Annotated in this window: 29 protein-coding genes; 17 read left to right on the top strand and 12 right to left on the bottom strand. The window is 66.1% G+C overall.

Annotated elements, in window-relative coordinates:
* Nucleotides 1-22: 22 nt before the first annotated feature.
* Nucleotides 23-709 (bottom strand): transcriptional repressor LexA, encoded by a 687-nt coding sequence (gene lexA, locus LOC59_RS09725; RefSeq protein WP_229971771.1) that lies wholly within the window; start codon nucleotides 707-709, stop codon nucleotides 23-25.
* A gap of 387 nt (nucleotides 710-1,096) precedes the next feature.
* Here lexA and LOC59_RS09720 point away from each other — a divergent pair, with 387 nt between their 5' ends.
* The 8 genes from LOC59_RS09720 (at nucleotide 1,097) to LOC59_RS09685 (ending at nucleotide 7,143) form a co-directional block, all read left to right on the top strand.
* The gene (locus LOC59_RS09720) at nucleotides 1,097-1,465 is read left to right on the top strand and encodes a LysM peptidoglycan-binding domain-containing protein (RefSeq protein WP_227894783.1); all 369 of its coding nucleotides are present in this window, start codon (nucleotides 1,097-1,099) and stop codon (nucleotides 1,463-1,465) included.
* 87 nt (nucleotides 1,466-1,552) lie between these two features.
* Nucleotides 1,553-2,653 carry a histidinol-phosphate transaminase gene (locus tag LOC59_RS09715; RefSeq protein WP_227894782.1) on the top strand — a complete coding sequence of 367 codons (1,101 nt, stop codon included), beginning with the start codon at nucleotides 1,553-1,555 and terminating at the stop codon, nucleotides 2,651-2,653.
* Nucleotides 2,654-2,758: 105 nt separating this feature from the next.
* The gene (gene hisB, locus LOC59_RS09710; RefSeq protein ID WP_227917372.1) at nucleotides 2,759-3,376 is read left to right on the top strand and encodes an imidazoleglycerol-phosphate dehydratase HisB; all 618 of its coding nucleotides are present in this window, start codon (nucleotides 2,759-2,761) and stop codon (nucleotides 3,374-3,376) included.
* Complete coding sequence (gene hisH / locus LOC59_RS09705; RefSeq protein ID WP_227894780.1) at nucleotides 3,373-4,011, top strand: imidazole glycerol phosphate synthase subunit HisH; 639 nt, start codon at nucleotides 3,373-3,375, stop codon at nucleotides 4,009-4,011. The genes hisB and hisH overlap by 4 nt, the downstream gene beginning before the upstream one ends.
* 3 nt (nucleotides 4,012-4,014) lie before the next feature.
* A complete protein-coding gene (locus LOC59_RS09700) occupies nucleotides 4,015-4,170 on the top strand; it encodes a hypothetical protein (RefSeq protein WP_227894779.1) in 156 nt (51 codons plus the stop codon).
* 27 nt (nucleotides 4,171-4,197) lie between these two features.
* Nucleotides 4,198-4,947, top strand: a complete 750-nt coding sequence (gene priA, locus LOC59_RS09695) for a bifunctional 1-(5-phosphoribosyl)-5-((5-phosphoribosylamino)methylideneamino)imidazole-4-carboxamide isomerase/phosphoribosylanthranilate isomerase PriA (protein ID WP_227917374.1) — start codon at nucleotides 4,198-4,200, stop codon at nucleotides 4,945-4,947.
* Nucleotides 4,948-4,952: 5 nt separating this feature from the next.
* Nucleotides 4,953-5,801: an SseB family protein gene (locus tag LOC59_RS09690; RefSeq protein ID WP_227894777.1), complete on the top strand. Its 849-nt coding sequence runs from the start codon at nucleotides 4,953-4,955 to the stop codon at nucleotides 5,799-5,801.
* 28 nt (nucleotides 5,802-5,829) lie between these two features.
* Nucleotides 5,830-7,143 carry an MFS transporter gene (locus LOC59_RS09685; protein ID WP_229971699.1) on the top strand — a complete coding sequence of 438 codons (1,314 nt, stop codon included), beginning with the start codon at nucleotides 5,830-5,832 and terminating at the stop codon, nucleotides 7,141-7,143.
* Between the two features lie 71 nt (nucleotides 7,144-7,214).
* On the opposite strand, the gene LOC59_RS09680 is transcribed toward LOC59_RS09685, so the two are convergent.
* Entirely contained in the window at nucleotides 7,215-7,637 is a 423-nt protein-coding gene (locus tag LOC59_RS09680; protein ID WP_227894775.1) for a DUF1844 domain-containing protein, read from the bottom strand.
* A 392-nt stretch (nucleotides 7,638-8,029) separates the two neighbouring features.
* Here LOC59_RS09680 and infC point away from each other — a divergent pair, with 392 nt between their 5' ends.
* The 4 genes from infC to LOC59_RS09660 all read left to right on the top strand — a co-directional run bounded on the left by infC (nucleotide 8,030) and on the right by LOC59_RS09660 (nucleotide 11,053).
* Nucleotides 8,030-9,037, top strand: a complete 1,008-nt coding sequence (gene infC / locus LOC59_RS09675; protein WP_229971697.1) for a translation initiation factor IF-3 — start codon at nucleotides 8,030-8,032, stop codon at nucleotides 9,035-9,037.
* A gap of 118 nt (nucleotides 9,038-9,155) precedes the next feature.
* On the top strand, nucleotides 9,156-9,350 hold the full coding sequence (gene rpmI, locus LOC59_RS09670) for a 50S ribosomal protein L35 (RefSeq protein ID WP_055240480.1): 195 nt from the start codon (nucleotides 9,156-9,158) through the stop codon (nucleotides 9,348-9,350).
* A 125-nt stretch (nucleotides 9,351-9,475) separates the two neighbouring features.
* Nucleotides 9,476-10,132 (top strand): 50S ribosomal protein L20, sunset domain variant, encoded by a 657-nt coding sequence (gene rplT, locus LOC59_RS09665; RefSeq protein WP_227894774.1) that lies wholly within the window; start codon nucleotides 9,476-9,478, stop codon nucleotides 10,130-10,132.
* Nucleotides 10,133-10,150: 18 nt separating this feature from the next.
* Nucleotides 10,151-11,053 carry a TrmH family RNA methyltransferase gene (locus LOC59_RS09660; RefSeq protein ID WP_442860582.1) on the top strand — a complete coding sequence of 301 codons (903 nt, stop codon included), beginning with the start codon at nucleotides 10,151-10,153 and terminating at the stop codon, nucleotides 11,051-11,053.
* Between the two features lie 6 nt (nucleotides 11,054-11,059).
* Here the strand turns inward: LOC59_RS09660 and LOC59_RS09655 are convergent, their stop codons facing one another.
* Complete coding sequence (locus LOC59_RS09655; RefSeq protein WP_229971693.1) at nucleotides 11,060-12,313, bottom strand: MFS transporter; 1,254 nt, start codon at nucleotides 12,311-12,313, stop codon at nucleotides 11,060-11,062.
* A gap of 174 nt (nucleotides 12,314-12,487) precedes the next feature.
* Here LOC59_RS09655 and LOC59_RS09650 point away from each other — a divergent pair, with 174 nt between their 5' ends.
* Complete coding sequence (locus LOC59_RS09650) at nucleotides 12,488-12,937, top strand: (deoxy)nucleoside triphosphate pyrophosphohydrolase (RefSeq protein ID WP_229971691.1); 450 nt, start codon at nucleotides 12,488-12,490, stop codon at nucleotides 12,935-12,937.
* A gap of 42 nt (nucleotides 12,938-12,979) precedes the next feature.
* On the opposite strand, the gene LOC59_RS09645 is transcribed toward LOC59_RS09650, so the two are convergent.
* The 4 genes from LOC59_RS09645 to LOC59_RS09630 all read right to left on the bottom strand — a co-directional run bounded on the left by LOC59_RS09645 (nucleotide 12,980) and on the right by LOC59_RS09630 (nucleotide 15,440).
* Nucleotides 12,980-13,468, bottom strand: coding sequence for an SRPBCC family protein (locus LOC59_RS09645; RefSeq protein ID WP_227917379.1), 489 nt, complete (start codon nucleotides 13,466-13,468; stop codon nucleotides 12,980-12,982).
* Nucleotides 13,449-13,835: an ArsR/SmtB family transcription factor gene (locus LOC59_RS09640; RefSeq protein WP_227917380.1), complete on the bottom strand. Its 387-nt coding sequence runs from the start codon at nucleotides 13,833-13,835 to the stop codon at nucleotides 13,449-13,451. Before LOC59_RS09640 ends, LOC59_RS09645 begins: the two co-directional genes overlap by 20 nt.
* A 50-nt stretch (nucleotides 13,836-13,885) precedes the next feature.
* On the bottom strand, nucleotides 13,886-14,917 hold the full coding sequence (locus tag LOC59_RS09635; protein WP_229971689.1) for an Rv2578c family radical SAM protein: 1,032 nt from the start codon (nucleotides 14,915-14,917) through the stop codon (nucleotides 13,886-13,888).
* Between the two features lie 64 nt (nucleotides 14,918-14,981).
* Nucleotides 14,982-15,440 carry a hypothetical protein gene (locus LOC59_RS09630; RefSeq protein ID WP_227894768.1) on the bottom strand — a complete coding sequence of 153 codons (459 nt, stop codon included), beginning with the start codon at nucleotides 15,438-15,440 and terminating at the stop codon, nucleotides 14,982-14,984.
* Nucleotides 15,441-15,592: 152 nt separating this feature from the next.
* Between LOC59_RS09630 and pheS the strand changes: the two genes are divergently transcribed.
* Together pheS and pheT are read left to right on the top strand one after the other, a co-directional pair.
* Nucleotides 15,593-16,669, top strand: coding sequence for a phenylalanine--tRNA ligase subunit alpha (gene pheS, locus LOC59_RS09625; protein ID WP_229971687.1), 1,077 nt, complete (start codon nucleotides 15,593-15,595; stop codon nucleotides 16,667-16,669).
* On the top strand, nucleotides 16,670-19,213 hold the full coding sequence (pheT, locus tag LOC59_RS09620) for a phenylalanine--tRNA ligase subunit beta (protein ID WP_227894766.1): 2,544 nt from the start codon (nucleotides 16,670-16,672) through the stop codon (nucleotides 19,211-19,213).
* A gap of 77 nt (nucleotides 19,214-19,290) precedes the next feature.
* Here pheT and LOC59_RS09615 read toward each other — a convergent pair whose 3' ends face one another.
* From LOC59_RS09615 to LOC59_RS09595, 5 genes are all read right to left on the bottom strand, one after another.
* A complete protein-coding gene (locus tag LOC59_RS09615) occupies nucleotides 19,291-19,620 on the bottom strand; it encodes a TfoX/Sxy family protein (protein ID WP_227894765.1) in 330 nt (109 codons plus the stop codon).
* Nucleotides 19,621-19,900: 280 nt separating this feature from the next.
* Entirely contained in the window at nucleotides 19,901-20,284 is a 384-nt protein-coding gene (locus LOC59_RS09610) for a hypothetical protein (RefSeq protein ID WP_227894764.1), read from the bottom strand.
* Nucleotides 20,285-20,367: 83 nt separating this feature from the next.
* The gene (locus tag LOC59_RS09605; protein ID WP_331460435.1) at nucleotides 20,368-20,559 is read right to left on the bottom strand and encodes a helix-turn-helix domain-containing protein; all 192 of its coding nucleotides are present in this window, start codon (nucleotides 20,557-20,559) and stop codon (nucleotides 20,368-20,370) included.
* Between the two features lie 55 nt (nucleotides 20,560-20,614).
* Complete coding sequence (locus LOC59_RS09600; protein WP_227894762.1) at nucleotides 20,615-21,247, bottom strand: hypothetical protein; 633 nt, start codon at nucleotides 21,245-21,247, stop codon at nucleotides 20,615-20,617.
* Nucleotides 21,248-21,454: 207 nt separating this feature from the next.
* A complete protein-coding gene (locus LOC59_RS09595) occupies nucleotides 21,455-22,420 on the bottom strand; it encodes a quinone oxidoreductase family protein (protein WP_227894761.1) in 966 nt (321 codons plus the stop codon).
* A gap of 140 nt (nucleotides 22,421-22,560) precedes the next feature.
* Here LOC59_RS09595 and argC point away from each other — a divergent pair, with 140 nt between their 5' ends.
* Nucleotides 22,561-23,592, top strand: a complete 1,032-nt coding sequence (gene argC, locus LOC59_RS09590; protein ID WP_227894760.1) for an N-acetyl-gamma-glutamyl-phosphate reductase — start codon at nucleotides 22,561-22,563, stop codon at nucleotides 23,590-23,592.
* Nucleotides 23,592-24,773, top strand: coding sequence for a bifunctional glutamate N-acetyltransferase/amino-acid acetyltransferase ArgJ (argJ, locus tag LOC59_RS09585; RefSeq protein WP_227894759.1), 1,182 nt, complete (start codon nucleotides 23,592-23,594; stop codon nucleotides 24,771-24,773). Before argC ends, argJ begins: the two co-directional genes overlap by 1 nt.
* Nucleotides 24,774-24,779: the final 6 nt, after the last annotated feature.

The following is a 24,779-nucleotide window of genomic DNA, read 5'->3' as shown; positions in this document are numbered from 1 at the left end:
CGGGCTTTTCCGTGCGGAATGCCTAGAGGGAACGCATCACCGAGACGACCTTGCCCATGATGGTGGCGTGGTCTCCCATGATCGGTTCGTAGCGCGTGTTCTGCGGAAGCAGCCAAGTGTGGCCGTTGCGCTGGCGGAATGTCTTGACGGTGGCTTCATCGTCCAGCAGCGCGGCGACGATGTCGCCGTTCTCGGCCGTCTGCTGGCGGCGGACCACTACCCAGTCGCCGTCACAGATGGCTGCGTCCACCATGGAGTCTCCGGATACGCGCAGCATGAACAGCTCGCCGTGCCCCACCAGCTGCCGGGGCAGCGGGATCATTTCTTCCACGACCTGGTCCGCGAGGATGGGACCGCCGGCGGCGATCCTGCCGACCAGCGGCACCATTGCCGTGTCCACCGCCGTCGTCAGTTCCGTGACGTTGGATGCCGTTCGCGCATCGGCTGCGGGCGCTGACGCATCGCCTGCGGCGGAAACCGTGCCCCGCTCGGTGTGCATGAGCAGGGGCACAAGGATCTCCATGGCCCGGGGCCGTTTGGGATCACGGCGGATGTAGCCCATCTTTTCCAGCTGGCTGAGCTGGTGCGTGACGCTCGAAAGGCTGGCCAGGCCAACCGTGTCACCGATCTCGCGCATGGAGGGCGGATAGCCGTTGGTGCTGACGGACGCCTGGATCGTTTCGAGGATTTTCGTCTGCCGGGGAGTCAGGGACCGGGGCCGCGGGGCATCGGCGGCGGCCGCGGCAGCGCTCCTGCCTTCGGAGTTGTTCCTACGGGGCACTTCGGCTTCCCTTCGAGTGTTCCGGCGAACCGGAGGGCGGCAATGTCGGCAATGTCAGTGGCGGGTGGTTGCCTGAGTCCGAACGATAAACAAGTGACGCCGCCGGTATCCACGCTAGGGGAGCGGAGGGTCATTTTCAAACATTTGTTCGAGTGAGTCTCGACATCGTTCGTAGATAGATGCTAGAAAAGGAACAGAACGAATCGAATACATGTTCGATTCAAGGTCGCCAACTGTTCGAACCCAGTTTCGAACCAGCCCGGTCCGGTGCAGCAGCACCGGTACGGGCAGGCTCCGCTCCGGAAAGGTTTTGCCATGACAGTCCAGCTCTCGGCAGCACGCACCGCCCACCAGCCAGTGGAACAGCAAGCCCCCGCCCCGCTTCGCCTGACGCGCCGGGGCCGCCTGCTCCTCATTGGCGCCCCGATCATGTTCGGCGGTGCCGCCCTGCTGACGTTCGCCGGGTTCTTCACGGCACCCGCACTGGCCGCAGGCGGCGGCGGAGAACTGACCCGTACCCAGCAGGTGAGCGTCAGTACGGGTGACACCCTCTGGGGCCTGGCTGCCGAATATGCGCCGGAGCAGGATCCACGGACCGTCGTGGCCGACATTATGGAGCTGAACAACCTCTCTGACGCAACGGTTCCCGCAGGGGCCCAGCTCTACATTCCGGTCGCCGGCTAACTGCGTTCCGAGTCGTCCTGGCACCGGGACCCGTCACCGGGCTACACAGATTCTGCTCCCCGGCAGCGTGCGCCTTAAGCTGTACTGGTGACTGAACAGCTGGAAAAACTGAACCGCCTTCCCCTGCGCGACGATCTCCGCGGGCTGACGCCCTACGGTGCGCCGCAGTTGGATGTCCCCATCCTGCTGAACGTCAACGAAAATACCCACGGCCTGCCGCAGGAGGTGCAGGACGCGATCACTGCGTCTGTCCAGCGGGCCGTCTCGGGGCTGAACCGCTACCCGGACCGTGAATTCACCGAATTGCGCACCCGCCTCGCCGGCTATCTGGGCCACGGACTGGGCATTGAGAACATCTGGGCGGGCAACGGATCAAACGAGGTACTGCAGCAGATCCTGCAGGCCTTCGGTGGTCCCGGACGCACGGCGATGAGCTTTCCGCCCACTTATTCCATGTATCCGCTGCTCGCCAGCGGCACGGGAACCCGCTACGTCACCGGCGACAGAGCAGCGGACTTTACCCTCTCCGCCGAATCCGCCGCGGAACAGGTCCGTGCAGCAGCACCGAACATCGTCTTCCTCTGCACCCCGAACAATCCCACCGGCACCGCCCTTGGGCTGGACGTGGTCGAGGCCGTCTACGAGGCCGGCACCGCAAGCGACGCGATCGTGATCGTGGACGAGGCGTATGCAGAGTTCTCCCACGCCGGCACCCCCAGCGCCCTTGAACTGCTTCCCGGCCGGGAACGCCTGATTGTCTCCCGGACCATGAGCAAGGCATTCGCCCTGGCCGGCGCACGGCTGGGGTATCTGGCGGCTGCCCCCGAGGTCACGGATGCGCTGAGGCTCGTCCGGCTTCCCTACCATCTCTCGGCCGTCACACAGGCCACGGCCAACGCAGCGCTGGCCCACGCCGATGCACTGCTGGCCAACGTTGAGGACATCAAAGTCCAGCGTGACCGGATTGTCGCAGAGCTGACCGAACTCGGCCTGCAGCCTGCCGCATCAGACGCCAACTTCGTCTTCTTCGGGGGAGTGGAAGACCCGAAGCGGATCTGGCAGGGACTCCTCGAAGCGGGCGTCCTGATCCGCGACGTCGGCATTCCCGGACATCTTCGCGTGACGGCCGGCACCGAAGCGGAAACGACGGCTTTCCTGACCAGGCTGCGGGAGCTGCTCGGCGCCTAAAGCGCCGTCGTTGCGGCGGCAGGCAGCCGCTGCTCCCGGCGAGGTAACCCCCTCCGGGAAACACTAGACTGGTAACCAGACCTCACTTCTTCCAAAGGAACTTTCATGACCGTGGAGACCGCCACCGGCCGCACCGCCCGCCTCGAGCGGACCACCAGCGAATCATCCGTGCTCGTAGAACTGGATCTGGACGGCACCGGCCGTTCTGACATCAGTACGTCGGTTCCGTTCTACGACCACATGCTCACCGCGCTGGCGAAGCACTCGCTGGTCGATCTCACGGTCAAGGCCACGGGCGACACCCACATCGATGTCCACCACACCGTGGAAGATGTGGCCATCAGCATCGGCGAGGCGCTGAAGACCGCCCTGGGGAACAAGGCGGGCATCCGCCGCTTCGGTGAAGCCACCGTCCCCCTGGACGAAGCGATCGCCAACGCCGTCGTGGACATTTCCGGCCGCCCGTACCTGGTGCACTCCGGCGAACCGGCCGGCCAGGAATACCACCTGATCGGCGGGCACTTCACAGGTTCCCTGACCCGCCACGTCTTCGAAGCGATCACCCTGCACGCGCAGATCTGCCTGCACATGAACGTTCTGGGCGGGCGCGACCCGCACCACATCGTCGAAGCGCAGTTCAAGGCCTTCGCCCGTGCACTGCGCGCTGCCGTTGAGCCGGATCCGCGTGTCGAGGGCATTCCCTCCACGAAGGGGGCGCTGTGAGCGGGCCCAACGTCACGGTCCTGGACTACGGGTCCGGGAATATCCACTCGGCAGTGCGCGCCCTGGAACGGGTTGGCGCCAATGTCACGCTGAGCGCGAAGTCCTCCGACGTGCTGGAGGCGGACGGCCTGCTTGTGCCCGGTGTCGGAGCTTTCGCCTCGGTGATGCAGGGTCTCAAGGACGTGGATGCGCTCCGGATGATCGGCCGCCGGGTGGCCGGCGGACGCCCGGTCCTGGGCATCTGCGTTGGATTGCAGGTCTTCTTCGAGGAAGGCGTGGAACACGGCGTGCGCACCCAGGGCATGGGCGAGTGGCCCGGCACTGTTGAGCGCCTGGCCGCCGACGTCGTGCCTCACATGGGCTGGAACACCGTGGAAGCCCCGGCGGGATCCAAGCTGTTCGCCGGGATCGAGGATGAGCGCTTCTATTTCGTGCACAGCTACGGCGTGCAGAAGTGGGACTTCGACGTTACCCAGCCGGCGATGCAGCCGCCTCTGGTGACCTGGGCAGATCATGGTGGACCCTTCGTGGCAGCCGTGGAGAACGGGCCGCTCAGCGCGACCCAGTTCCACCCGGAGAAGTCCGGGGACGCCGGCGCCGCCCTGCTCGAAAACTGGCTGAAGGGCCTGGGGTAGGCCATGTGGAGTGTTGTCCTCATGGGCCTCGCCGGCTTGCTGATCGGTGGAGCAATCTCCTTCCGGCGTCAGGGTCTTCCCCGGTTCGTCAGCATCAGCTTCTGGGTCCTGGCAGGGATGTCCCTGCTCGGTGCCTACCTCCTCACCTACGGCCTCTAGGCCGGAACCGTTACTGAAAGCAGAACCATGCCGCTCATCGAAACACCCATTCTCGAACTCCTCCCTGCCGTCGACGTGGCTGACGGCCAGGCCGTACGCCTGGTCCAGGGCGAGGCCGGCAGCGAGACCAGCTACGGCGACCCGCTCGACGCCGCCATGGCCTGGCAGAACGACGGCGCCGAGTGGGTGCATCTGGTTGACCTGGACGCAGCTTTCGGCCGCGGGAGCAACCTGCCGCTGCTCAAGCGCGTCGTCGAGCAGCTCGACATCAAGGTGGAGCTGTCCGGCGGCATCCGCGATGACGCCTCGCTGGAAAAGGCACTTGAACTTGGTGCGCGCCGCGTAAACCTGGGCACTGCTGCCCTGGAAAACCCGGAATGGACCGCAAGCGCCATCGCCCGCTACGGCGAGGCGATCGCCGTCGGCCTTGATGTCCGCGGCACCACGCTGGCTGCCCGCGGCTGGACCAAGGACGGCGGGGATCTCTGGGAAGTCCTCGCCCGCCTGGAAGACGCCGGCTGCCCGCGTTATGTCGTTACCGACGTCACCAAGGACGGGACCCTCCGCGGCCCCAACGTGGATCTGCTTCGGGACGTGCTGGCACGCACCGACCGCCCCGTCGTCGCTTCCGGCGGCATCTCCAGCCTCGACGACCTCGCGGCCCTGCGCGAACTGGTTCCGCTGGGCCTGGAAGGCACCATTGTGGGCAAGGCACTGTACGCCGGAGCTTTCACCCTTCCGCAGGCTTTCGACGTCGCAGGACACCCGGAGCGCTAGCAGCCATGGCCAAGCGTGAACTGCCCGGGCACATCGCTGCCGCCCTCGCCGGGGCCGGCGGTGCCGCAGACTCTGCAGGACAGCCTTGGGCCGGGCGCAGCTTGGAGGGGGAGGGCAACCCCCTCCACCAGTTCGACAAGGATGACGGCCAGCCTGATCCGGGCTACACAGCCGCTGCGGCGGCACTGGTTTCGGGGGAGGGCAGCGAAGCTGACGTCGTGGCCTCCCTCGCCACTGCCCGGGTATACGTGGCCATCGTTGCGACCCTGGGGGAGGAAGCACAATCCGCCCACGGGCTGGCAGCGGACAAGGAAGCAGATCTTGCCCTGGTGACGCTGACGGCACCTGACGGACGGAAAGCGCTGCCGGTGTTCTCCTCCGTCGATTCGCTGGCACGCTGGCATCCCAAGGCCCGTCCTGTGGCCGTCTATGCGCCTCGGGCCGCGCTCTCGGCAGTCTCGGAAGAGGCCCAGCTGCTTGTCATCGATCCCGGAAGCGACGTCACCTTCGTGGTGCGGCGCCCGGCCATGTGGGCGCTGGCCCAGCAGCGGGAATGGATACCGTGCTACGCGGACCCGTCCCTCCCCGGTGTGGTGTCCGAGGCAGCGGCACAGGAACCCGCCGTCCGGCAGGTACAGCTCTCGGCAGGATCGGGAGTGGTGTCGCGGACGGCAGGCGGTACGCTGGTTTCCGGCGGAGGCTCCGGACCCGAGCTGCGGGTGACGCTCCAGCTGGCACCCGGGCTGGATGCCTCCGGTCTCCAAACAGTAGCGGCCGCGCTGCAGCAGCGCCTGGCCGCCCACCCCGAATTCGTTGAGCGCGTTGATTCACTGGAACTGAAAATCACGCGCTGACCGGCCGCAAGGCTAGAAGAGAAGTGCTGTGAACTTTAGCGTCTACCGGGATCTGCTCTCCATCGTCCCGGTCCGTCGTCTGCTCCTTGTCGGCATGCTGGCCCGTTTTCCGCACGCCGCTGCCGGAGTTCTGCTGACCCTCCATGTAGTCCTGACCCTGGATCAGGGATATGCCGCTGCAGGAGCTGTGGCTGCCCTGGTCACCATTGGCATCGCCGTGGGCGCACCGTGGCGCGGACGCCGCGTGGACAACGTGGGACTTCGCCGCGCACTGATTCCGTCCGTGATCTCCGAAGCCGTAATTTGGTCCGTTGCCCCGCACGTGAGCTACGAATGGCTCCTGGTGCTGGCACTCATCGGCGGACTGTTCACGCTTCCCGTTTTCAGTGTTGTCCGTCAGTCCCTGGGCGTCCTCGCGACCGGAGACAAACGGCGCACGGCCTTCACCCTGGACTCCATTGCCACCGAAATCGTGTTCATGGGAGGCCCGGCGGTAGGCGCGGTCCTGGCTACCTCACTCTCGACTGTCGTCGGCCTAACCCTGGTTGGTCTCTCGACTGCGGCCGCGGGGCTTTTCCTGATGTGGTTCAACCCGCCCACACGTTCCGCCGCCACCGGCGCCCTTCCTGAACACGACGTCGAAGCAGCCACCGCAGCCGTCGTCACCGCTGCTCCCGCCCACCTGCGGGAGCCGGCCGTGGAGCTGGCGCAGGCTGCCGCCGAACAGGCCGAGGCCGAAGACCCGTCACGAGGAGGAATCCTGCACCGGTTCTCTGCCGGATTCTCCTGGGTGACACTGAGCGTTGCCGTTGTGTTCGTTGTTGCTGCAGGTGCCGGAGTGCTCCTGGCCAGCAGCGACGTTGGGATTGTGGCGATGGTGGAGTCCACGGGCAACCCCGGAGAGCTGGGCATCGTCTTCGCCGTCTGGTGTGCTGCCTCGCTGGTGGGCGGCCTGGTGTACGGAGCCATGAACCGCAAGATTTCTCCCATGCTCCTGCTGCTGGGCATGGCACTGCTGACACTGCCCATGTCCCTGGCCACCGACACGATGAGCCTGGCGCTGCTCTCCATTCCCGGCGGCCTGCTCTGCGCGCCGGTGCTTTCTGCCGCGTCCGAGCGTGTGGCTGACCTGGTCTCCGAGGAGCGCCGCGGCGAAGCCATGGGATGGTACGGCTCCGCACTCACGACCGGCACTGCCATCGGTGCTCCGCTGGCCGGTGCTGCCATCGACACCATTGGTCCCGCGTCCGGATTCGCTTTCGCCGGAACGGCGGCAGCCCTGATGGTCCTGATAACTCTCGGGGCCCGCGCCCTCGTCACCAGGCGATCGGCCCGCGTCTAGATTCGTCCGGACAGGCAAAGAGCCCGGAGAGGATTGCTCTCCGGGCTCTTTGGCTTTGCGGCGGGATGTGGTTAGTTGACCGGGCCCGTGAACTTCTCGCCCGGGCCCTGGCCCGGCGCGTCGGGAACCAGGGAAGCCTCGCGGAAGGCCAGCTGCAGGGAACGGAGGCCGTCCCGCAGCGGGCGGGCGTGCTGGCTGCCGATTTCCGGAGCAGCGGCCGTGACGAATCCGGCAAGTGCGGTGATCAGCTTGCGGGCCTCGTCAAGGTCCTTAAGGTCCTCGGCATCGGAACCCTCAGCCAGTCCGCACTTCACAGCGGCGGCGCTCATGAGGTGGACCGCGGCGGTGGTGATGACTTCGACCGCAGCTACTTCGGCGATATCCCGGACCTGGGATGAAACGGGAGTTGACTCGTGTGAATGGTCTTCCTCTGAGGTTCCAGGGAAGGAGTGGCGGGCAGATTCGCCAGCCGGATTGCTCTGTGGGGTACTCATACTGGTAAGCTTGTCACAGACCGACCGGTTGACGTTATTTACGGCAGCTCGCAGCTCCCCCCGGGGAGCACCAATGGGAACATTGCGGTGAGCTGCTTTTTCAAGTGTTCAGCCGGTATGCAAGCGGAGACTCTCCCACCCGCGTCAGCCTGATTAAACCAGTCTACGGACAGGATCAGAGTTGCCGGGTTCAGGTCGGCCCTTCCCGGGCAGCATCTTCGGATGCCGCCGGGAATGAGCACCGGATTTCCGGTGTCGGCTGACCTTTCGAGGCCTTCGATTGCGCGTGCAATTGGGGGCCTTCTTCATTTGCAGGCGGTAGCCGTTTTGAGTCAAACAGGAGCTGCAACATTAGCGAGCCAAGAATCAATGATCGGATCCGTGTCCCTGAGGTGCGGTTGGTAGGACCGGCTGGGGAACAGGTAGGTGTGGTCCGGATAGAGGACGCCCTGCGACTGGCAGCGGAGTCCGACCTGGATCTTGTTGAGGTAGCACCGCAGGCCAAGCCGCCGGTGTGCAAACTAATGGACTTCGGCAAGTACAAGTACGAAGCCGCAGTCAAGGCCCGTGAGGCACGCAAGAACCAGACAAACACGGTCCTGAAGGAAATCCGTTTCCGGCTGAAGATCGACACCCACGACTACGAGACGAAGCGCGGCCATGCCATTCGCTTCCTCGGCGCGGGTGACAAGGTCAAGGCCATGATCCAGTTCCGCGGACGTGAGCAGCAGAGGCCTGAAATGGGTATCCGCCTGCTGCAGAAGTTCGCTGAGGACGTCGCAGAGGTGGGTGTGGTTGAGTCCAGCCCCCGCATCGACGGCCGCAACATGGTCATGGTGATCGGGCCCCTCAAGAACAAGGCTGAAGCCAAGGCTGAAGCCCGCCGCGCATCCCAGCGCGCCGAGGCGAAGGCCGCCAACGAAGCTGCCAAGAACGGCGAGGCTCCGGCACGGGTTGACACCAGCGCCGACAAGGCCCCGATGACGCAGAGCCTGGCAGACCTCCTGCCGGACGGACTGCGTCTTGGCTCCTCCGCAGCAGAGGCCGACAAGGCCCGCGCTGAGAAGGAAACAGCCGAGAAGGAACAGGCAGCGCAGGCTGCCAAGGCTGCTGCGGACAAGGCTGCTGCCGATGCCCGCCGCGCCGAGGAAGCCGCCAAGGCTGCTGCGGCAAAGCCCGCCCAGGCCGCCAAGCCGGCTGCCAAGGCACCAGCCGAAGCCAAGCCGGCCGAAGCGCCCAAGCCGATGGCAATGCCGAAGCCGACGGCCGTCAAGCCGGCCGCGCCCAAGCCTGCTGCCCGGCCCAAGCCTGCTGCTGCAGCGAAGCCTGCTGCAACCAAGCCTGCTGGCAAGGCACCCGCTCCGGGAGCCGGCCAGAAAAAGCCTGGCACGGCGGAGTAGGCACAGCACAACACCGCTAAGTACGCCCAGGCGTCCCTAGGAAAACCCTGACACCTGTTTACGGGTGTCCATATCCCCGCGGGCTTGTCCCGCGGAAACCAAAAGGAGATCGGTAGTCATGCCGAAGATGAAGACCCACAGTGGCGCCAAGAAGCGCTTCAAGCTGACCGGTACCGGCAAGCTCAAGCGCCAGCAGGCTAACCGCCGCCACTACCTGGAGCACAAGTCCTCCCGCCTGACCCGCCGTCTCGCCGGTGACAAGATCGTCACCCCGGGCGAGGCCAAGGTCATCAAGAAGATGCTCGGCAAGTAGCCGATCCTTCCCCCAGGCGCGGTTCGCCAAGGACTGCTCCGCAAACCATCTAGCTTTCCCGTGGCCTCATTCAGGCCAATGCACACAGAAGAAGTGCGCGGGACATATTTCTAAGGAGTACGCACGTGGCACGTGTGAAGCGGGCGATTAACGCCCATAAGAAGCGTCGGGTTATCCTCGAGCGCGCAAAGGGCTACCGCGGACAGCGTTCGCGCCTGGTCCGCAAGGCCAAAGAGCAGCTGCTGCACTCGTATGTGTACAGCTACGGTGACCGCCGCAAGCGCAAGGGCGACTTCCGCCGCCTGTGGATCCAGCGCATCAACGCTGCTTCCCGCGCCAACGGCCTCACCTACAACCGTCTGATCCAGGGCCTGAAGGCCGCTGAGATCGAGGTTGACCGCCGTATGCTGGCTGAACTGGCCGTGAACGACGCCAACGCGTTCGCCACTCTGGTCCAGGTTGCCAAGGACGCCCTGCCGTCCGACACCTCGGCTCCGGCCGTTGCTGCAGCTCCGGCTGCCAAGACCGCACCGGCCAAGGCTGCTGCCAAGTCCGCTCCGGCTGCCACCGCAACCGTTGTCGACGGCGGCTTCAAGGCTTCCGAAGGTGACGCTCCCGAGGGCTACGTCATCAAGGGCGCCACGACCGGCAAGTACCACGTTCCGGGTTCGACCTGGTACGAGCAGACCGTACCCGAGTACTGGTTCAACTCCGTGGAAGCAGCCAAGGCTGCCGGCCTGGAGCCTGCTGGCGGCGAAAACCGCCAGAAGTTCCAGGGCTAATTTCGGTACCTGCTGAACATGTTTGACGCCGGACGCTCCCCAGCGCCGCTGATGTCCAATCCCCGAGCCGATCGGGTGAAGGAAGCAGCGAAGCTGGCGGGGCGTTCGGCGCGTTTAAAGACCGGGCTGTTCCTGGCTGAGGGCCCGCAGGCTGTCCGCGAAGCTCTTCTGGCTCACCGCCACGCTGTGGAGGCGGGCCTGCCCGGCGTCGTCGTCGAGGCGTATGCCACCGAGGCCTGCCTTCAGCGGCTGCCCGAGCTGGCCAGCCTTGCAGCCGGGACAACGCTCCGGCTGGCAACAGACGAGGTCCTCGCTGCCATGGCGGACACCGTGTCGCCGCAGGGGATCGTGGCGGTCTGCAGAATGCAGTCACCAACTCTTCAAGAGGTCCTCGCAACCGCGCCCAAGCTGATCGCCGTGATGTGCGAGGTACGTGATCCGGGCAACGCGGGCACCATCCTGCGTGCCGCAGACTCCGCCGGCGCCGACGCCGTCATCCTGACGGCTTCCAGCGTGGACATCCACAATCCCAAGGCCGTGCGTTCCACCGTCGGCTCCCTCTTTCACTTACCCGTTGTCTCCGGTGTGGAGTTTGCCGAACTCGCCGATGCGCTGCGTCAGGCCGGCATTACCATCCTGGCCGCGGACGGCTACGGCAGCCAGGACCTCGATGCGCTGCAGGATGAGTCTGCTGTGCGCCGTCTGGCACCCGGTGCCGAAACAACAGACACATCAGGGCCTCGGCTGGAGAACCAGACTGCATGGCTTTTCGGCAACGAAGCCCAGGGCCTGTCGGACGCCGAACTTGCAGCAGCGGATTTCCGCGTCGCCGTCCCCGTGTACGGGCAGGCTGAAAGCCTCAACGTGGGAACGGCCGCCACAGTGTGCCTCTACGCTTCCGCGCGGGCACAGAACCGCTAAGCGCTCCTACCGCGAGATTTCCTCGGCCGTGGACGCCTCCTGTGTGCCGGCAGCCTTCTTACCGGCTTGCTGGGCCGGCCGACGGCGGTCCAGGGCGCCGCTGAGCAGCGCCACACCCAGCCCCATCAGTGCCAGTACGGCGCCGACTATCGCGGGGGACTGGAAGCCCCAGCCCCACGCAATGACGAGGCCGCCGGCCATGGCGCCGAGGGCGTTGGCCATGTTCAGGGCGGCGTGGTTCAGGGACGATGCCAGCGACGCGGCTCCGGGGGAGACATCGAGCAGCCGGGTCTGCAGGGCCGGTGTCAGTGCTGAACCGATGGCGCCGACCAGGAAGACGAGCACAATGGCGCTGGGCTTGTACTGCACCCCCCACGCATAGATGGCCAGGATTAGGACGGTTCCGGCGAGGACAGCGTAGATGCTGCCCATGACGGACTTGTCCGCGATCCGGCCGCCCACGATGTTGCCGACCACCTGTCCCACTCCGTAGAGGCCAACGATCAGCGGCAGCACGCCCATGGAGAAGCCCGCTACCTCGGTCATGGTGGGGGAGATGTAGGTGTAGACCGCGAAGAACCCGCCGAAGCCGACGGTGCCCACCAGCAGGGCCAGCCACATCTGCATCCGCCGCAGGGCACTGAGTTCGCGCCGGATGCTGGCATCCGGGTGAGTGGCCTGGAACGGGACGAACCAGGCGACCAGGGCCACGGTGAGCAGGGCGATGGCCCCCACCAGCACGAACATCCAGCGCCAGCCGGCAAGCTGCCCCAGCCAGGTGGCGAACGGCACGCCTATCACGTTGGCGATGCTCAGGCCCAGCATGACCATCGAGATTGCCCACCCTCGCTTTGTGGGCGCCACCAGGGATGCCGCGATCACAGCCGCGACCCCGAAGAAGGCGCCGTGGGGCAGTCCGGAAAGGAACCGGGTAACCAGCAGCCAGCCGTAGTCCGGGGCAATGAAGGAAGAAAGATTGGCGACGGCGAAGAACGCCATCAGCCCCAGAGCCAGCCACTTACGGGGCATCTTGGCGCCCGCTGCGGCAAGCAGCGGTGCCCCGACGACGACGCCGAGGGCGTAGGCAGAGATGACATGGCCGCCTTCAGGGACGGAAACGCCGAGATCGGCGACCATCTCCTGCAGCAGGCCCATGATGGCGAACTCAGTGGTGCCGATGGCAAAACCACCCGCGGCAAGGGCCGCGATGGCTAGGGAAACGTGGCGGGTTTTGGGCGTCGCTACGCGCAGGGAAGGCATAAGTGCGGGGTGCTTTCGGTTCAGCGGTTGCCGCGGAGCCGTGGAAAAGACACGGGCGCGTCTGGCGGGCCCGGGGCCGATAGGGAACTGGAGACGCTGCTGCTGGCCGGGGGCCAAACGGCCACGATGCCGTTCCATCCAATTCTAGGCCAGAGCGCACCGTAGACTCGATCCGTGTCGAATTCAGAACTGAAGCAGGTAGTCGGAGCCGCGATCGTGGATGACCTGGGCCAGCCGCGGAGCCTGCTGGCTGCCCGCCGCACGGCTCCGGAAGCCTATGCCGGTATGTGGGAGTTTCCCGGCGGCAAGGTTGAACCGGGGGAGACCTGCGAAGCCGCCCTGCACCGCGAGCTGGCCGAAGAGCTGGGCATTGAGGTGGTTCTGGGCGCCGAAGTGGCCGGACCGCTGGAGCAGGGCTGGCCCCTGAACCCGAAAGCCGCGATGCGGGTGTGGCTCGTTGAGGTGACAGCCGGGGAGCCCCGGCCCCTGGAGGACCACGATGAGCTTCGCTGGGTCCGCTTGGATTCCCCGGAACTTGCTGAACTGCCCTGGATTCCGGCAGACCTGCCGATCGTCTCGGCAGTTCGCGTGGCCGCGGGTCAGCCCCCGGCCGGAATCGCCTAGCCGGGGCCTGCCGCCGCTGGGGCGCCGCCACTGGAAGCCGGGTCAGGCGTCCGCGAGGATCGCGTCCATTTGGGACATGGCGCAGGCCACGCCGTCGATGGCACCCATGGAGATCTGTTCCTCCATCTGCTCCCGGTCCGCAAATGCCGTCACGACTTCAACGACCGTTCCCCCGTCCCGGGCAGCGAAGGTGACGGTGACGTCGGAGATCGGCATGTCGTCCCGGCGGGTGCCGTCCTCCTCGGCAAAGCCGTCGCGGAAGCGCAGCTTCTCCGGGCGTTCGACCGAGATCACCTCCCACCAACCGTGGTATGTTTCGCCGTCCGGTCCGGTCATGAAGTAGGTGACCGTGCCCCCGGGCGTCAGGTCGTGCTGCGGAACCGTGGCGGGGTGCGTTGGCGGACCCCACCACCGCTCGAGCTTCCGCGGGTCGGCCCACAGCTCCCAGACCTGTTCGGGAGCTGCCTCGAACTCTGCGAGAGCCGTGATGGTCAGGGTGTCGTAGTTCTTGTCAATGCTTTTCACGCTCATGGCTGTTCTTCCTAGCCCCGGGGCGGTTCCCGGGCGTTTCCTGCCGCAGCAGGTCGGGCATCCGGTTCAGCCGGCCAGCCCAGGCCTCTGCCAGCGCGTCCAGTGCGCGGTGTGCCTGCTCGACGGCGTCCGGGGTGGTGCTCACGAGCTGTTCCCTCCCGCGGCGTTCCTTGGAGACCAGGCCCGCCGCCTCAAGAACCGCTACGTGCTTTTGCACGGCCGCGAAACTCATGGGGTAGGCCTCAGCCAACCGTGAAACCGACAACTCTCCGGCGGCGGCCCTCCGCAGAATGTCACGGCGGGTGCCGTCCGCCAGGGCATGGAACAGGCGGTTCACGGCTTCATCAGACAACGCATCTACAACCATTTGGTTGTAACTTAGGACTCGCCGCGGCACCCGTCAAGGCCTTCCGGGAACTAGAAAAGTGTTCCGGCTAAAACCGGCGGGCCTGCGGCCGGCTCCGGGGCGGTCCGGGCCGCGCCCCGGGTAGCCAGGAACTGGTTTTTGCCCGCGAAACCGTGACGTTTCTTGAAATGGGTGATCCGTCCCGCGAGCCACTGACGGTATTCCTTCGAGGCATAGGCGCCGCCGTCGTACAGCTTGTCGTAGCGCGTCGAAAGCTGGGGATAGTCGCGGGCCAGCCATTCCCGGTACCACTCGCGTGCTCCCGGCCGCAGGTGCAGGGCGCCGGCCGTGACTGAGGTTGCTCCGGCGTCGGCCAGTGCGGAGAAGAGCGCGTCGAGGGACTCATCGCCGTCGGTCAGCCACGGCAGGATGGGCATGGCCATGACGTTGCAGTCCATGCCGGCGTCGCGGATACGGCGAATCAGCTCCAGCCGTGCCTTGGGGGACGGTGTGCCGGGCTCCACCTGGTTGGCCAGCTGCGGATCCAGCAGGGCCAGGGAGATGCCCATGCTGATGCTGGTTTGCTGTGCGGCTTCAGCCAGGAGCGGCAGGTCCCGGGCCAGCAGCGTTCCCTTGGTCAGGATCGAGAAGGGCGTGCCGCTGTCCGCCAGGGCACGGATGATGCCGGGCATGAGCTTGTAGCGGCCTTCAGCGCGCTGGTACGGGTCGGTGTTGGTGCCCATGGCCACGTGCTCGTGCTGCCAGGAGGGGCGGGCCAGCTCCCTGCGCAGCACCTCGGCAGCGTTGATCTTCACCACCAGCTGGCTGTCGAAGTCGGCGCCGGTGTCCAGGTCCAGATAGCTGTGGGTCTTGCGGGCGAAGCAGTACACGCAGGCGTGGCTGCAGCCGCGGTACGGATTGACCGTCCAGCCAAACGGCATGGAGGAAGTCCGGGGGACCTTGTTCAGGACGGACTTGGCCAGCACCTCATGGAAGGTCACGCCCGCGAATCCCGGCGTCTGCACGGACCTCACCAGCCCCTGCAGCGGCAGCAGGGCATCGGCTGCCGGAGCAGCCTTGGGTTCGCGTTCCTGCCACCTCATGCCCACCATTAGAACATATGTTCGAATACATGCCTACCCCTCGAGAGGCCACTTACGGCTCTTTTCAGCGTCGAAAGCAGCCGCAACTGACCTCTCGGCGCATGGGGCGGGGCCGGTATCCACCGTCGGAAAGCCCGGCCAGGATTTCGAAGATGTTCGACGACGCCGGGTCCCCGGTACGCAGCTTGGAGAACCCCGCGGCGGCGAAGTACAGCGGCAGGAACGCCGGCCCCAGCACCGCGTACTGGGAGCTGTGCCGCGCCTCGTGGCGCAGCAGGGAAGAGGCAGGTGCGACGTCGAACTCCCGGGCCACGCGGGAACGGTACAGGACCACATTGCCCACGGTGAATGCCGCGGCATGCGGCAGGGGCAGCTCCCAGCCGCCGGCGAGCAGCAATCCGCCGGGACCGCTCCGAACCCGCACCCTGCCAATCCGGGCGGCCAGCAGGCCGGCCGCCGTCGTACCGTTGACCAGGTTTACCGCGCGGCGCAGTGCCTGCATACGGGACAAGGCTGACGTCATGCGCCCATGCTAAGGGAGGGGGTGCCTTCACACTGCCGGGACCGGGAGCGTGAGTTGGTTAGACTGGTAGGCGCAGGCTGCGTACCTTTGCCTGCAGCATCCCTTTTACTTTCACCCACATCAACACGGCCGGAAACAGGTAAGAACGGTACATGTCGAATTCCACACCGGGGACGGACTCCCCAGACAACGCGGCTCCCAATCCGCTGGACGAGTCAGCGATAACCGCTGCCGTCGATTCAGCGCTCGCAGCCATCGCCGCCGCCACTGACCTGGACAGCCTTAAGGACGTCCGGATTGCAGTCACCGGCGAGAAGTCCCCGCTGTCCCTGGCCAACCGCCAGATCGGCGGACTCCCCAAGGACCAGAAGGCCGCCGCCGGCAAGGTTGTAGGCCCGGCCCGCGGACGGATCAACCAGGCGCTCGCCGCCCGCACCGTGGAGCTGGAAGCCGAGCGTGACGCCCGGATCCTCGTTGAGGAAGCCGTCGACGTTACCGCCGCCCCGCGCCGCCGCCGCATGGGCGGACGCCACCCGCTTTCCACCCTGCAGGACCGCGTCAGCGACATTTTCGTAGGCATGGGCTGGGAAATCGCCGAAGGTCCCGAGGTCGAGTCCGAGTGGTTCAACTTCGATGCGCTGAACTTCAAGCCGGACCACCCGGCCCGCGAAATGCAGGACACCTTCTTCGTAGAGCCTCCCGAGGCGCACCTGGTGATGCGCACGCACACCTCCCCGGTGCAGGTCCGCTCCATGCTCGAGCGCGAGCTGCCGATCTACGTGCTCTGCCCGGGCAAGGTCTTCCGCACCGACGAGCTCGACGCTACACACACCCCCGTGTTCCACCAGTTCGAAGGCCTGGCCATCGACAAGGGTCTGACGATGGCAGACCTGGTCGGCACCCTGGAGCACTTCACCCGCGTGCTCTTCGGCGATGAAGCGAAGGTGCGCCTGCGCCCGAACTACTTCCCGTTCACCGAGCCGAGCGCCGAGCTGGACATCTGGCACCCCGGAGCCAAGGGCGGTCCGCGCTGGATCGAGTGGGGCGGCTGCGGCATGGTCAACCCCAACGTGCTGCGCGCCGCGGGAATCGACCCCGAGGTCTATTCAGGTTTTGCCTTTGGCATGGGCATTGAACGTGCCCTGATGTTCCGCAATGAAGTATCGGATATGCGGGACATGATCGAAGGCGACGTACGTTTCAGCGAACACTTCGGGATGGAGATCTAAGTGAGAATCCCACTTTCCTGGCTGCGCGAGTATGCCCAGGTTCCGGCGGACGCAACCGCCGAAGACGTCATGGCAGAGCTGGTCAAGGTTGGCCTGGAGGAAGAGGACGTCCACCGTCCCACCGACGAGCTGCAGGGGCCGATCGTGGTGGGCCAGGTGCTTTCCAAGGAGCCCGAACCGCAGAAGAACGGCAAGACCATCAACTGGTGCACCGTCCGCGTGGTGCCCGAGGGCGCCGAGCAGACGCTCACCGGTGACGGGATCGACCCGTCCGGCGTGCAGGGCATTGTCTGCGGTGCGCACAACTTCGAGGTGGGGGACAAGGTTGTTGTCACCCTGCCCGGCGCCGTGCTGCCCGGTGACTTCCGGATCAGCCCGCGCAAGACCTACGGCCACGTTTCCGCCGGCATGATCGCCTCCGTGCGTGAACTCGGTATTGGCGAGGACCACGACGGCATCCTGGTGCTCTCCACCCTGGGACTCGATCCCGAGGTCGGCACCGACGCGATGGAGCTGCTGGGTCTCTACGACCAGGCCGCGGAAATCAACGTCACCCCCGACCGCGGCTACGTCTTCTCGATCCGCGGCGCTGCCCGCGAGTACGCCCACGCGACCGGCACCAAGTTCACCGATCCTGCCGCCACGGTGGAGGTTCCGGAAGCCGACGGCGCCGGGTTCCCGGTGCGCCTGGCCGACGAAGCTCCGATCTACGGCAAGGCCGGCTGTGACCGCTTCGTGGCCCGCACCGTCCGCGGCGTTGATCCCTCCCGGCCGACGCCGCCGTGGATGTCCGCGCGCCTGCGCCTGGCAGGCATGCGGTCCATCTCGCTGGTGGTGGATATTTCCAACTACGTGATGCTCGAGCTGGGCCAGCCGCTGCACTTCTACGACCTGGACAAGCTCACCGGCGAAATCGTCGTCCGCCGCGCCAACCCGGGCGAGACGCTGAAGACCCTGGATGAGAAGGTCCGCACCCTGGATCCCGAAGATCTGCTGATCACGGATGGGTCCGGTGCCATCGGCATCGCCGGCGTGATGGGCGGAGCCACCACCGAGGTCTCCGACGCCACGCAGAACGTGCTGATCGAGGCTGCCCACTTCGAAGAAGTGTCCATCGGGCGCTCCCGCCGCCGCCACAAGCTGCCCTCCGAAGCGTCCAAGCGCTTCGAGCGCGGCGTGGACTGGTACGTTGCCGACATTGCCGCCCAGCGCGCCGTCGACCTCCTGGTGGAACTGGCCGGCGGCACCGCCGATGAATCCATCACCGACGCCGGCACCGCGCCGGAGACCCGCAGCATCTTCCTGCCCGCGGACTTCCCGGCCAAGCTGATCGGCCTGGACTTCACCGAGGATCAGATCACCGGGACGCTCACCGATCTGGGCGCCTACGTGGAAAAGGCCGACGGCGGCTTCCGGGTGGTTCCTCCGAGCTGGCGGACCGACCTGGAGACACGTGAGGACCTCACTGAGGAAATCATCCGGCTGGTGGGGTACGAGAAGATTCCCTCCACCCTGCCTGTAGCTCCTCCCGGCCGTGGCCTCACCCGTGTCCAGCAGCAGCGCCGCCGGCTCCTGCAGTCCCTCGCGGCGTCGGGACTTACCGAAGTGCTGTCCTACCCGTTCGTTACTGAAGCGGACAACAACACGTTCGGCACGCCGGTTGCCGGCGAGCAGCGCCCGGCCGTGAAGCTGGCCAACCCGCTGTCCGCCGAGTTCGGCTACCTGCGCACCTCGGTGCTGCCGGGCCTGTTCGACGTCGCCAAGCGGAACCTCTCGCGCGGCTTCCGCGACCTGGCGCTCTTCGAATCGGCACTGGTCTTCCTGCCCGGAGAGCAGAACGGCACCGAGACGATTCCGCCGCTGGGCATCAAGCCCTCCGACGACGTGCTGGACGGGCTGTACAACGGCATCCCCGACCAGCCGCTGCACATCGGCGTGCTGTTCACCGGCCACGAGTCACCGGCCGGCGCCGGCCATACTCCGCGTACCTGGGACTGGGCCGACGCCGTCGACACCGCCCGGCTCATGGGTGACGTGCTCGGCGTCGAACTGGTGATCAGCCAGGGCGAACACCAAGCCTTCCACCCGGGACGCACCGCGAAGATCTCGCTTCGCAGCGGCGAAACCGTTGGTTACGCCGGCGAACTACACCCGAAGCTGCTCGCAGCCCGGGATATGCCGGCCCGCACCGTGGCACTGGAGCTCGACGCCGATGCCCTGTTCGACGCTGCTCCGGACGTGATCGTGGCGAAGGAAATCTCCACCTACCCGGCCACCACGCAGGATGTGGCGCTGATCGTGGGTGAAGACATCCCGGCCGAGTCCGTGCTGGAAACCCTGCGCGAAGGCGCCGGGGACCTGCTGGAAAACATCGTTCTGTTCGACGTCTACACCGGCAAGGGCATCGAGCCGGAGCGCAAGTCCCTGGCCTTCGCGCTGCGCTTCCGCGCTCCGGACCGGACGCTGACCGCCGACGAAGCCTCGGAATCCCGGGCCGCCGCCGTCGCGCTGGCCGCCGAGCGTTTTGGTGCCGTGCAGCGGTAATTTCATCGTGAACAGAACGCCCCGCCGGACTTCCGGCGGGGCGTTCTGTTGTGTCGGGGAGGGACAGCGTGCCGCCCCTAGGTGCGTTCTGACGTGAGTCCGACGGCGATCCACCAGGCCAGGGCCTTGTCGTCGTCAACCTCGACGGCGGGTACGTTCAGCCACCCTTGGCCCATCGGCCTGCCGCTGCCCATGAAGGCCGGCTGTCCGCCTTTGGCCAGCAGGTCTTCGTACTCCGCAGGGTCGACCCGGACCAACAGGTCTCCGTCCTGGCCTGCCGAGACCGCCAGACCCCCGTCCACCATAAAAGCCACGCCCCCGAACATGCGTTTCTCCCGGACCGAGCGCTGCGTCTGCAGGGTCTCGCGGATTCGCTGCACCAGCAGATCCTGGGGGCTTTCCGGCATGATTCCTCCTGCAAGGTGCGACGGACACTTCGCCGTGATTGTGCCTGACCCGGGTTGGGATTCCCAGCGAAATCGGTTTCGTTCCGAGTTGCTGGGGTTCCGGCAGGTGGCCAGCCATGCGCGGCTCCGTGGCCCGGCATGCGGCGAGCCGGTTGTCATTTTTTTGGGGGGGGGGAGGGGAGACCTGCGGGAAGCCCTGCACGTTCGGACATGCTGCACGCCCCGATTGCAGCGAAATGGTGCACAAACTGCAGCTCCGTCCGGTGCGTCTTGGGCAGGGCTAGCGGGGCAGCTTCCTGTCCTCCACCAGGAACTGGATGCTTGCCCCCGAGCCGATGAGCACAAGCCCGGTTGCGATCCAACCGTGCCCCGGAGTTAGGCCGGCGTAAACAGCTATGGCCACGATAAAGGCCATGAACCCGCAGGCGGCTGCCATGCGCCCGCGCGAGGGCTGAAGGGTTCGAGCCTTGTCCTGCCTGCCGGCGGCACGGCGGTCCCGGAGAACCAGGATGACCGTGTTCAGTCCGAAAACGATCAGCACCAGCTGGGCGAACTGGGCGTCCGGCGGGAGGCCGATGAGGTTGCCGAGCAGGACCCCGCCGACGGCCAGCGCGATTGTCGCGGCGTCGAGCATCGCGACCCGATCCGTGGTTCTAGTGCTCATCACGACGCCGAGTCTCGCACAATCCTACGGAACCCGCTGTTCGGGAGCTCTCATCCGCTCCGCTTTGGGACACCCGCTGTGTTTCAATTCCGGGAGCCGATGCTGAAGAGTTCACCCGGCGTGGTTTCGAGGGCATCGCAGACTGCTGTCAGGGTGGTGAAACGAACCGCCTTGGCCTTGTTGGTTTTTAGGATGGACAGGTTTGCCATGGTTATGCCGGTGAGCCTGGAAAGTTCAGTCAGGGTCATTCCCCGCTGGAGCAGTACGCGGTCCAAATGGCATACGACCCTGTGTTCGCTGTCTGGCGCGGGATCGGATGGGGTCTGCGTCTCAGACAAGTCCGTCGTTCTCTTCCTGCAGTCTGCCGCCGGCTTTGAAAGCGCTGGAAAGTGCCAGTCCAACGACGCCGCTCGTGATCATGAAGTACGGCCACCGGGGAGCGTCGGTGCTGATCACGGCGTAGTCTGCGCCGAGGGGGAAATCTTCGGTGCGGAAGTCGCTCGCTACCTCGAACACGGCCCGGCCGGCGGCGGCGTCGAGAGTTCCGTAAAGAAGCCCTGCACCGATAAGGATGAGGCTAAGGGCCATCATGTTTTTCCGCACGGGTGCTGCAAACGGGCGTCCAGCAGAGATTTCCCGCAGGATTCTTGTCAAGAGAACTGCCGCGACCAGCGCGAGGGCCACGTAGAGCAGGGCGGGAGCCGCACACAAGGCACGCAGCCAGAGCGGAATATCGACCAGATAGCCGACTGCACCCTCGCGAAGCTGCGCCTGATTGATTTGGGGGAGTGAGATGAGCTGGACCCGGGGATCGGCACCCCCGAACGCCAGGGGAGTCCGGCCGGAGAGCGTAACGAATGACTCAACAGCACTCCCGAGTACTGCGAGTCCGGCAACGAGCCAGACAGAGATCATCGCGAACTGGACGGTCTTCGGTTTTCCGGTGTGCGTCAGGCTGGCCATTATTCCCCCATATCGATTATCAATATTATTGATAAACAATATGGGGGCTTGGCTTGGATGGCAACCGTCTGCCGTCGCTGTTTTGAGCATTCGACCGGTTTGCGTTTCTGCTGCCGGTTCCAGCCGTCAGCAGAAGTCGAAACCGGCAGCAGAAATCCGAATCAGCGCCAGGGGGCTGGCAGCTAACAAACCGCCTGAGCCCAATCCCTACGGAACCAGCAGCACCTTGCCGGTGGTCTTACGGCCCTCAAGGTCCTCATGCGCCTTCGCGGCGTCGGCAAGGGGATAGGTGGCCCCGATCCGTACGTCCAGGGTTCCGGCCTCCACCATTTCGAACAGCTCACGCGCACGCCACTGGCGCTCTTCGGCGCTGAGGAGGTAATCCCTTATGGTCGGCCGCGTCAGGTACAGCGACCCCAGGGCGTTCAGCCGCTGGATATCGAACGGCGGCACCTGGCCCGACGCCCCGCCGAACAGCACCATCATGCCGCGCGGCCTCAGGCTGGACAGGGAACCGTCGAACGTGGTCTTCCCGACGCCGTCGAACACCACATCCACGCCGCGCCCGTCCGTCAGCTCGCGGACCCGGTCGGCGAAGCCGTCGTACCGCAGCACATGGTCCGCTCCCGCGCCGGCAGCGAGTTCCGCTTTGTCATCGGTCGAAACAGTGGTGATGACGGTGGCGCCTTTGGCCTTCAGCAGCTGGGTAAGCAGCAGGCCGACGCCGCCGGCACCCGCATGCGTCAGGACTGTTTCCCCGGACTGCACCGGATAGGTGGAGTTGCAGAGGTAATGCGCTGTGATGCCCTGCAGCGGCAGGGCGGCAGCCACCTCGCTGGAAACCCCGTGCGGCACGGGAAGCGCCTTGGCAGCATCGAGCAGCATGTATTCGGCGTAGGCTCCGCCTCCCTCGGCGGTGGCCACCCGGTCCCCGTCCCGGAACGAGGCGACGTCAAGACCGGCCTGGACTACGGTGCCCGCCGCCTCAGAACCAGGAATGAACGGGTACTTCATGGGGTACACGCCGCTGCGCTGGTAGGTGTCAATGAAGTTCACCCCGGCAGCTGCAACCTTCACCAGGATTTCATTGGGACCGGGGACAGGCAGATCCACGTCTTCGTAACGCAGGATTTCCGGTCCGCCGGGTGAGGGGACGACAATGGCTTTGTGCATGGGATTGCCTCTTCCGTGAAGTTGCCGGGATTGAGGACCATCGTAGGCCCGCTCCGGGCCGGGCGCCTCTGGGGACGCCCCGGAAGTCACAATGCATAATTATGAAGCCTGATGCATAAAACTGCTGTAGGGTGGATGCCATGACGATTTCCGTTGCCGTATCAGGAGCCAGTGGCTACGCCGGGGGAGAGGTCCTGCGCCTGCTCGCCGGCCACCCCAACGTCGAAATTGGTGCCATCACCGCCCACAGCAACGCGGGGTCCCGCCTCGGGGAACTCCAGCCGCACCTGCACGCGCTGGCCGACCGCGTCCTGGTGGACACCACGGTAGAAAACCTGACCGGCCACGACGTCGTTTTCCTGGCACTGCCGCACGGCGCCAGTGCAGAAATCGCTGCGCAGCTGCCCGACGACACCCTGGTAATCGACGCCGGCGCCGACCACAGGCTCACCGATCCCGCCGCCTGGGAGAAGTTCTACGGCTCCCCGCACGCCGGCTCCTGGCCCTACGGCCTGCCCGAACTGCCCGGACACCGCGAACTGCTCCGCGGCGCCAAGCGCATTGCCGTTCCCGGCTGCTACCCCACGTCCTCGCTTCTGGCGCTCACCCCCGGCTTCGCGGCCGGCCTGCTGGAGCCCGACGACGTCGTCATCGTCGCCGCGTCCGGCACCTCCGGGGCGGGCAAGGCCGCTAAGCCGCATCTGCTCGGCTCCGAGGTCATGGGCGGCATGAGCCCCTACGGCGTAGGCGGCGGGCACCGGCACACCCCGGAAATCGAACAGGGCCTCTCCGCCGCAGCGGGGGAGCAGGTCTCCATTTCCTTCACCCCGACGCTGGCGCCCATGGCCCGAGGCATCCTCACCACCGCTACGGCGAAGGTCCGGCCCGGCGTCGACGCCGCCGCCCTGCGGAACGCCTGGGAAAGGGCCTACGGCGAGGAGTCCTTTGTCCGGGTGCTGCCCGAAGGCCAGTGGCCCGCCACCAAGATGGTGGTCGGCTCAAACTACGCCGCCCTGCAGCTCGCCTTCGATCCGCACGCGGGCCGGGTGATCGTCTCCGCCGTGATCGACAACCTCACCAAGGGCACCGCCGGCGGAGCCATCCAGTCCATGAACATCGCACTCGGCCTGCCGGAAGGCGCCGGGCTCACCCAGCAGGGAGTCGCACCGTAATGACCGCCGAACTGTCCAGCAGCACCGCCACCGGCATCACCGCACCGGCAGGGTTCCGCGCCGCCGGCGTCACCGCGGGCCTAAAGGCCTCCGGCGGCCGCGACGTCGCCCTGGTGGTCAACGACGGCCCGGTCAAGTCCGCTGCAGCTGTCTTCACCCGCAACCGGGTTGCCGCAGCTCCCGTGCACTGGTCACGGCAGGCCATCTCCGACGGACGGGCCGACGCCGTGTTCCTGAACTCCGGCGGCGCCAACGCCTGCACCGGTCCCCAGGGCTTCCAGAACACCCACGCCACGGCCGAAAAGGTCGCGGACCTGCTGGGCGTTTCCGCCAATGACGTCCTGGTCTGCTCCACCGGCCTGATCGGCGAGCAGCTGCCCATGGATAAGCTGCTGCCCGGCGCGGAAGCAGCGGCCCAGGCCCTGGCCTCCGACGGCGGTGCCCTGGCGGCCGAGGCCATCATGACCACGGACACGGTCTCCAAGCAGGCCGTCTTTGAAGGCAGCGGCTACAGCATCGGCGGCATGGCCAAGGGCGCCGGCATGCTGGCTCCGGGCCTGGCCACCATGCTGGTGGTGCTGACTACCGACGCCGCCCTCGACGCCGCTGCCCTGGACCAGGCACTGCGCGCCGCCACCGCCGTGACGTTCGACCGCACCGACTCAGACGGCTGCATGTCCACGAACGACACCGTGATCCTGATGGCCTCCGGCGCTTCCGGCACTGTTCCGGACACGGAGGAGTTCACCCGGGGACTTACCGAGGTGTGCCACTCGCTGGCCCAGCAGCTGATCACCGACGCCGAAGGCGCCAGCCACGACATCGCCATCACCACCATCAACGCCGCCACGGTGGCCGACGCAGAAGCCGCATCCCGCGCCGTCGCACGGTCGAACCTCTTCAAGACCGCCATCTTTGGCAACGATCCGAACTGGGGCCGGGTGCTCTCCGCCGTCGGTACCACCGACGCCGCGTTCGAGCCGGACCAGATCAACGTCACCATCAACGGGGTGCAGGTCTGCCGGAACGGCGGCATCGGCGACCCGCGGGAGGGCGTTGACCTGACCGGCCGCGCGGTCAGTGTGGAAATCGACCTGGCTGCGGGCAGCGAATCCGCGACCATCTGGACCAACGACCTGACCACCGACTACGTCCACGAAAACTCGGCGTACAGCAGCTGAACGGGA

Source organism: Arthrobacter sp. zg-Y916, assembly GCF_020907385.1.
Taxonomy (GTDB): Bacteria; Actinomycetota; Actinomycetes; order Actinomycetales; family Micrococcaceae; genus Arthrobacter_B; species Arthrobacter_B caoxuetaonis.
This window is presented reverse-complemented; position numbering and strand designations above follow the sequence as displayed.

Bases quoted from the DNA above. Each gene is read 5' to 3' on its own strand.
- LOC59_RS09720 (WP_227894783.1), top strand. From the start codon at position 1,097: ATGACAGTCCAGCTCTCGGCAGCACGCACCGCCCACCAGCCAGTGGAA.
- hisB (WP_227917372.1), top strand. From the start codon at position 2,759: ATGACCGTGGAGACCGCCACCGGCCGCACCGCCCGCCTCGAGCGGACC.
- LOC59_RS09700 (WP_227894779.1), top strand. From the start codon at position 4,015: ATGTGGAGTGTTGTCCTCATGGGCCTCGCCGGCTTGCTGATCGGTGGA.
- priA (WP_227917374.1), top strand. From the start codon at position 4,198: ATGCCGCTCATCGAAACACCCATTCTCGAACTCCTCCCTGCCGTCGAC.
- LOC59_RS09690 (WP_227894777.1), top strand. From the start codon at position 4,953: ATGGCCAAGCGTGAACTGCCCGGGCACATCGCTGCCGCCCTCGCCGGG.
- LOC59_RS09680 (WP_227894775.1), bottom strand. From the start codon at position 7,637: ATGAGTACCCCACAGAGCAATCCGGCTGGCGAATCTGCCCGCCACTCC.
- rpmI (WP_055240480.1), top strand. From the start codon at position 9,156: ATGCCGAAGATGAAGACCCACAGTGGCGCCAAGAAGCGCTTCAAGCTG.
- LOC59_RS09660 (WP_442860582.1), top strand. From the start codon at position 10,151: ATGTTTGACGCCGGACGCTCCCCAGCGCCGCTGATGTCCAATCCCCGA.
- LOC59_RS09655 (WP_229971693.1), bottom strand. From the start codon at position 12,313: ATGCCTTCCCTGCGCGTAGCGACGCCCAAAACCCGCCACGTTTCCCTA.
- LOC59_RS09645 (WP_227917379.1), bottom strand. From the start codon at position 13,468: ATGAGCGTGAAAAGCATTGACAAGAACTACGACACCCTGACCATCACG.
- LOC59_RS09640 (WP_227917380.1), bottom strand. From the start codon at position 13,835: ATGGTTGTAGATGCGTTGTCTGATGAAGCCGTGAACCGCCTGTTCCAT.
- LOC59_RS09635 (WP_229971689.1), bottom strand. From the start codon at position 14,917: ATGAGGTGGCAGGAACGCGAACCCAAGGCTGCTCCGGCAGCCGATGCC.
- LOC59_RS09630 (WP_227894768.1), bottom strand. From the start codon at position 15,440: ATGACGTCAGCCTTGTCCCGTATGCAGGCACTGCGCCGCGCGGTAAAC.
- pheS (WP_229971687.1), top strand. From the start codon at position 15,593: ATGTCGAATTCCACACCGGGGACGGACTCCCCAGACAACGCGGCTCCC.
- LOC59_RS09615 (WP_227894765.1), bottom strand. From the start codon at position 19,620: ATGCCGGAAAGCCCCCAGGATCTGCTGGTGCAGCGAATCCGCGAGACC.
- LOC59_RS09610 (WP_227894764.1), bottom strand. From the start codon at position 20,284: ATGAGCACTAGAACCACGGATCGGGTCGCGATGCTCGACGCCGCGACA.
- LOC59_RS09600 (WP_227894762.1), bottom strand. From the start codon at position 21,247: ATGGCCAGCCTGACGCACACCGGAAAACCGAAGACCGTCCAGTTCGCG.
- LOC59_RS09595 (WP_227894761.1), bottom strand. From the start codon at position 22,420: ATGCACAAAGCCATTGTCGTCCCCTCACCCGGCGGACCGGAAATCCTG.
- argC (WP_227894760.1), top strand. From the start codon at position 22,561: ATGACGATTTCCGTTGCCGTATCAGGAGCCAGTGGCTACGCCGGGGGA.
- argJ (WP_227894759.1), top strand. From the start codon at position 23,592: ATGACCGCCGAACTGTCCAGCAGCACCGCCACCGGCATCACCGCACCG.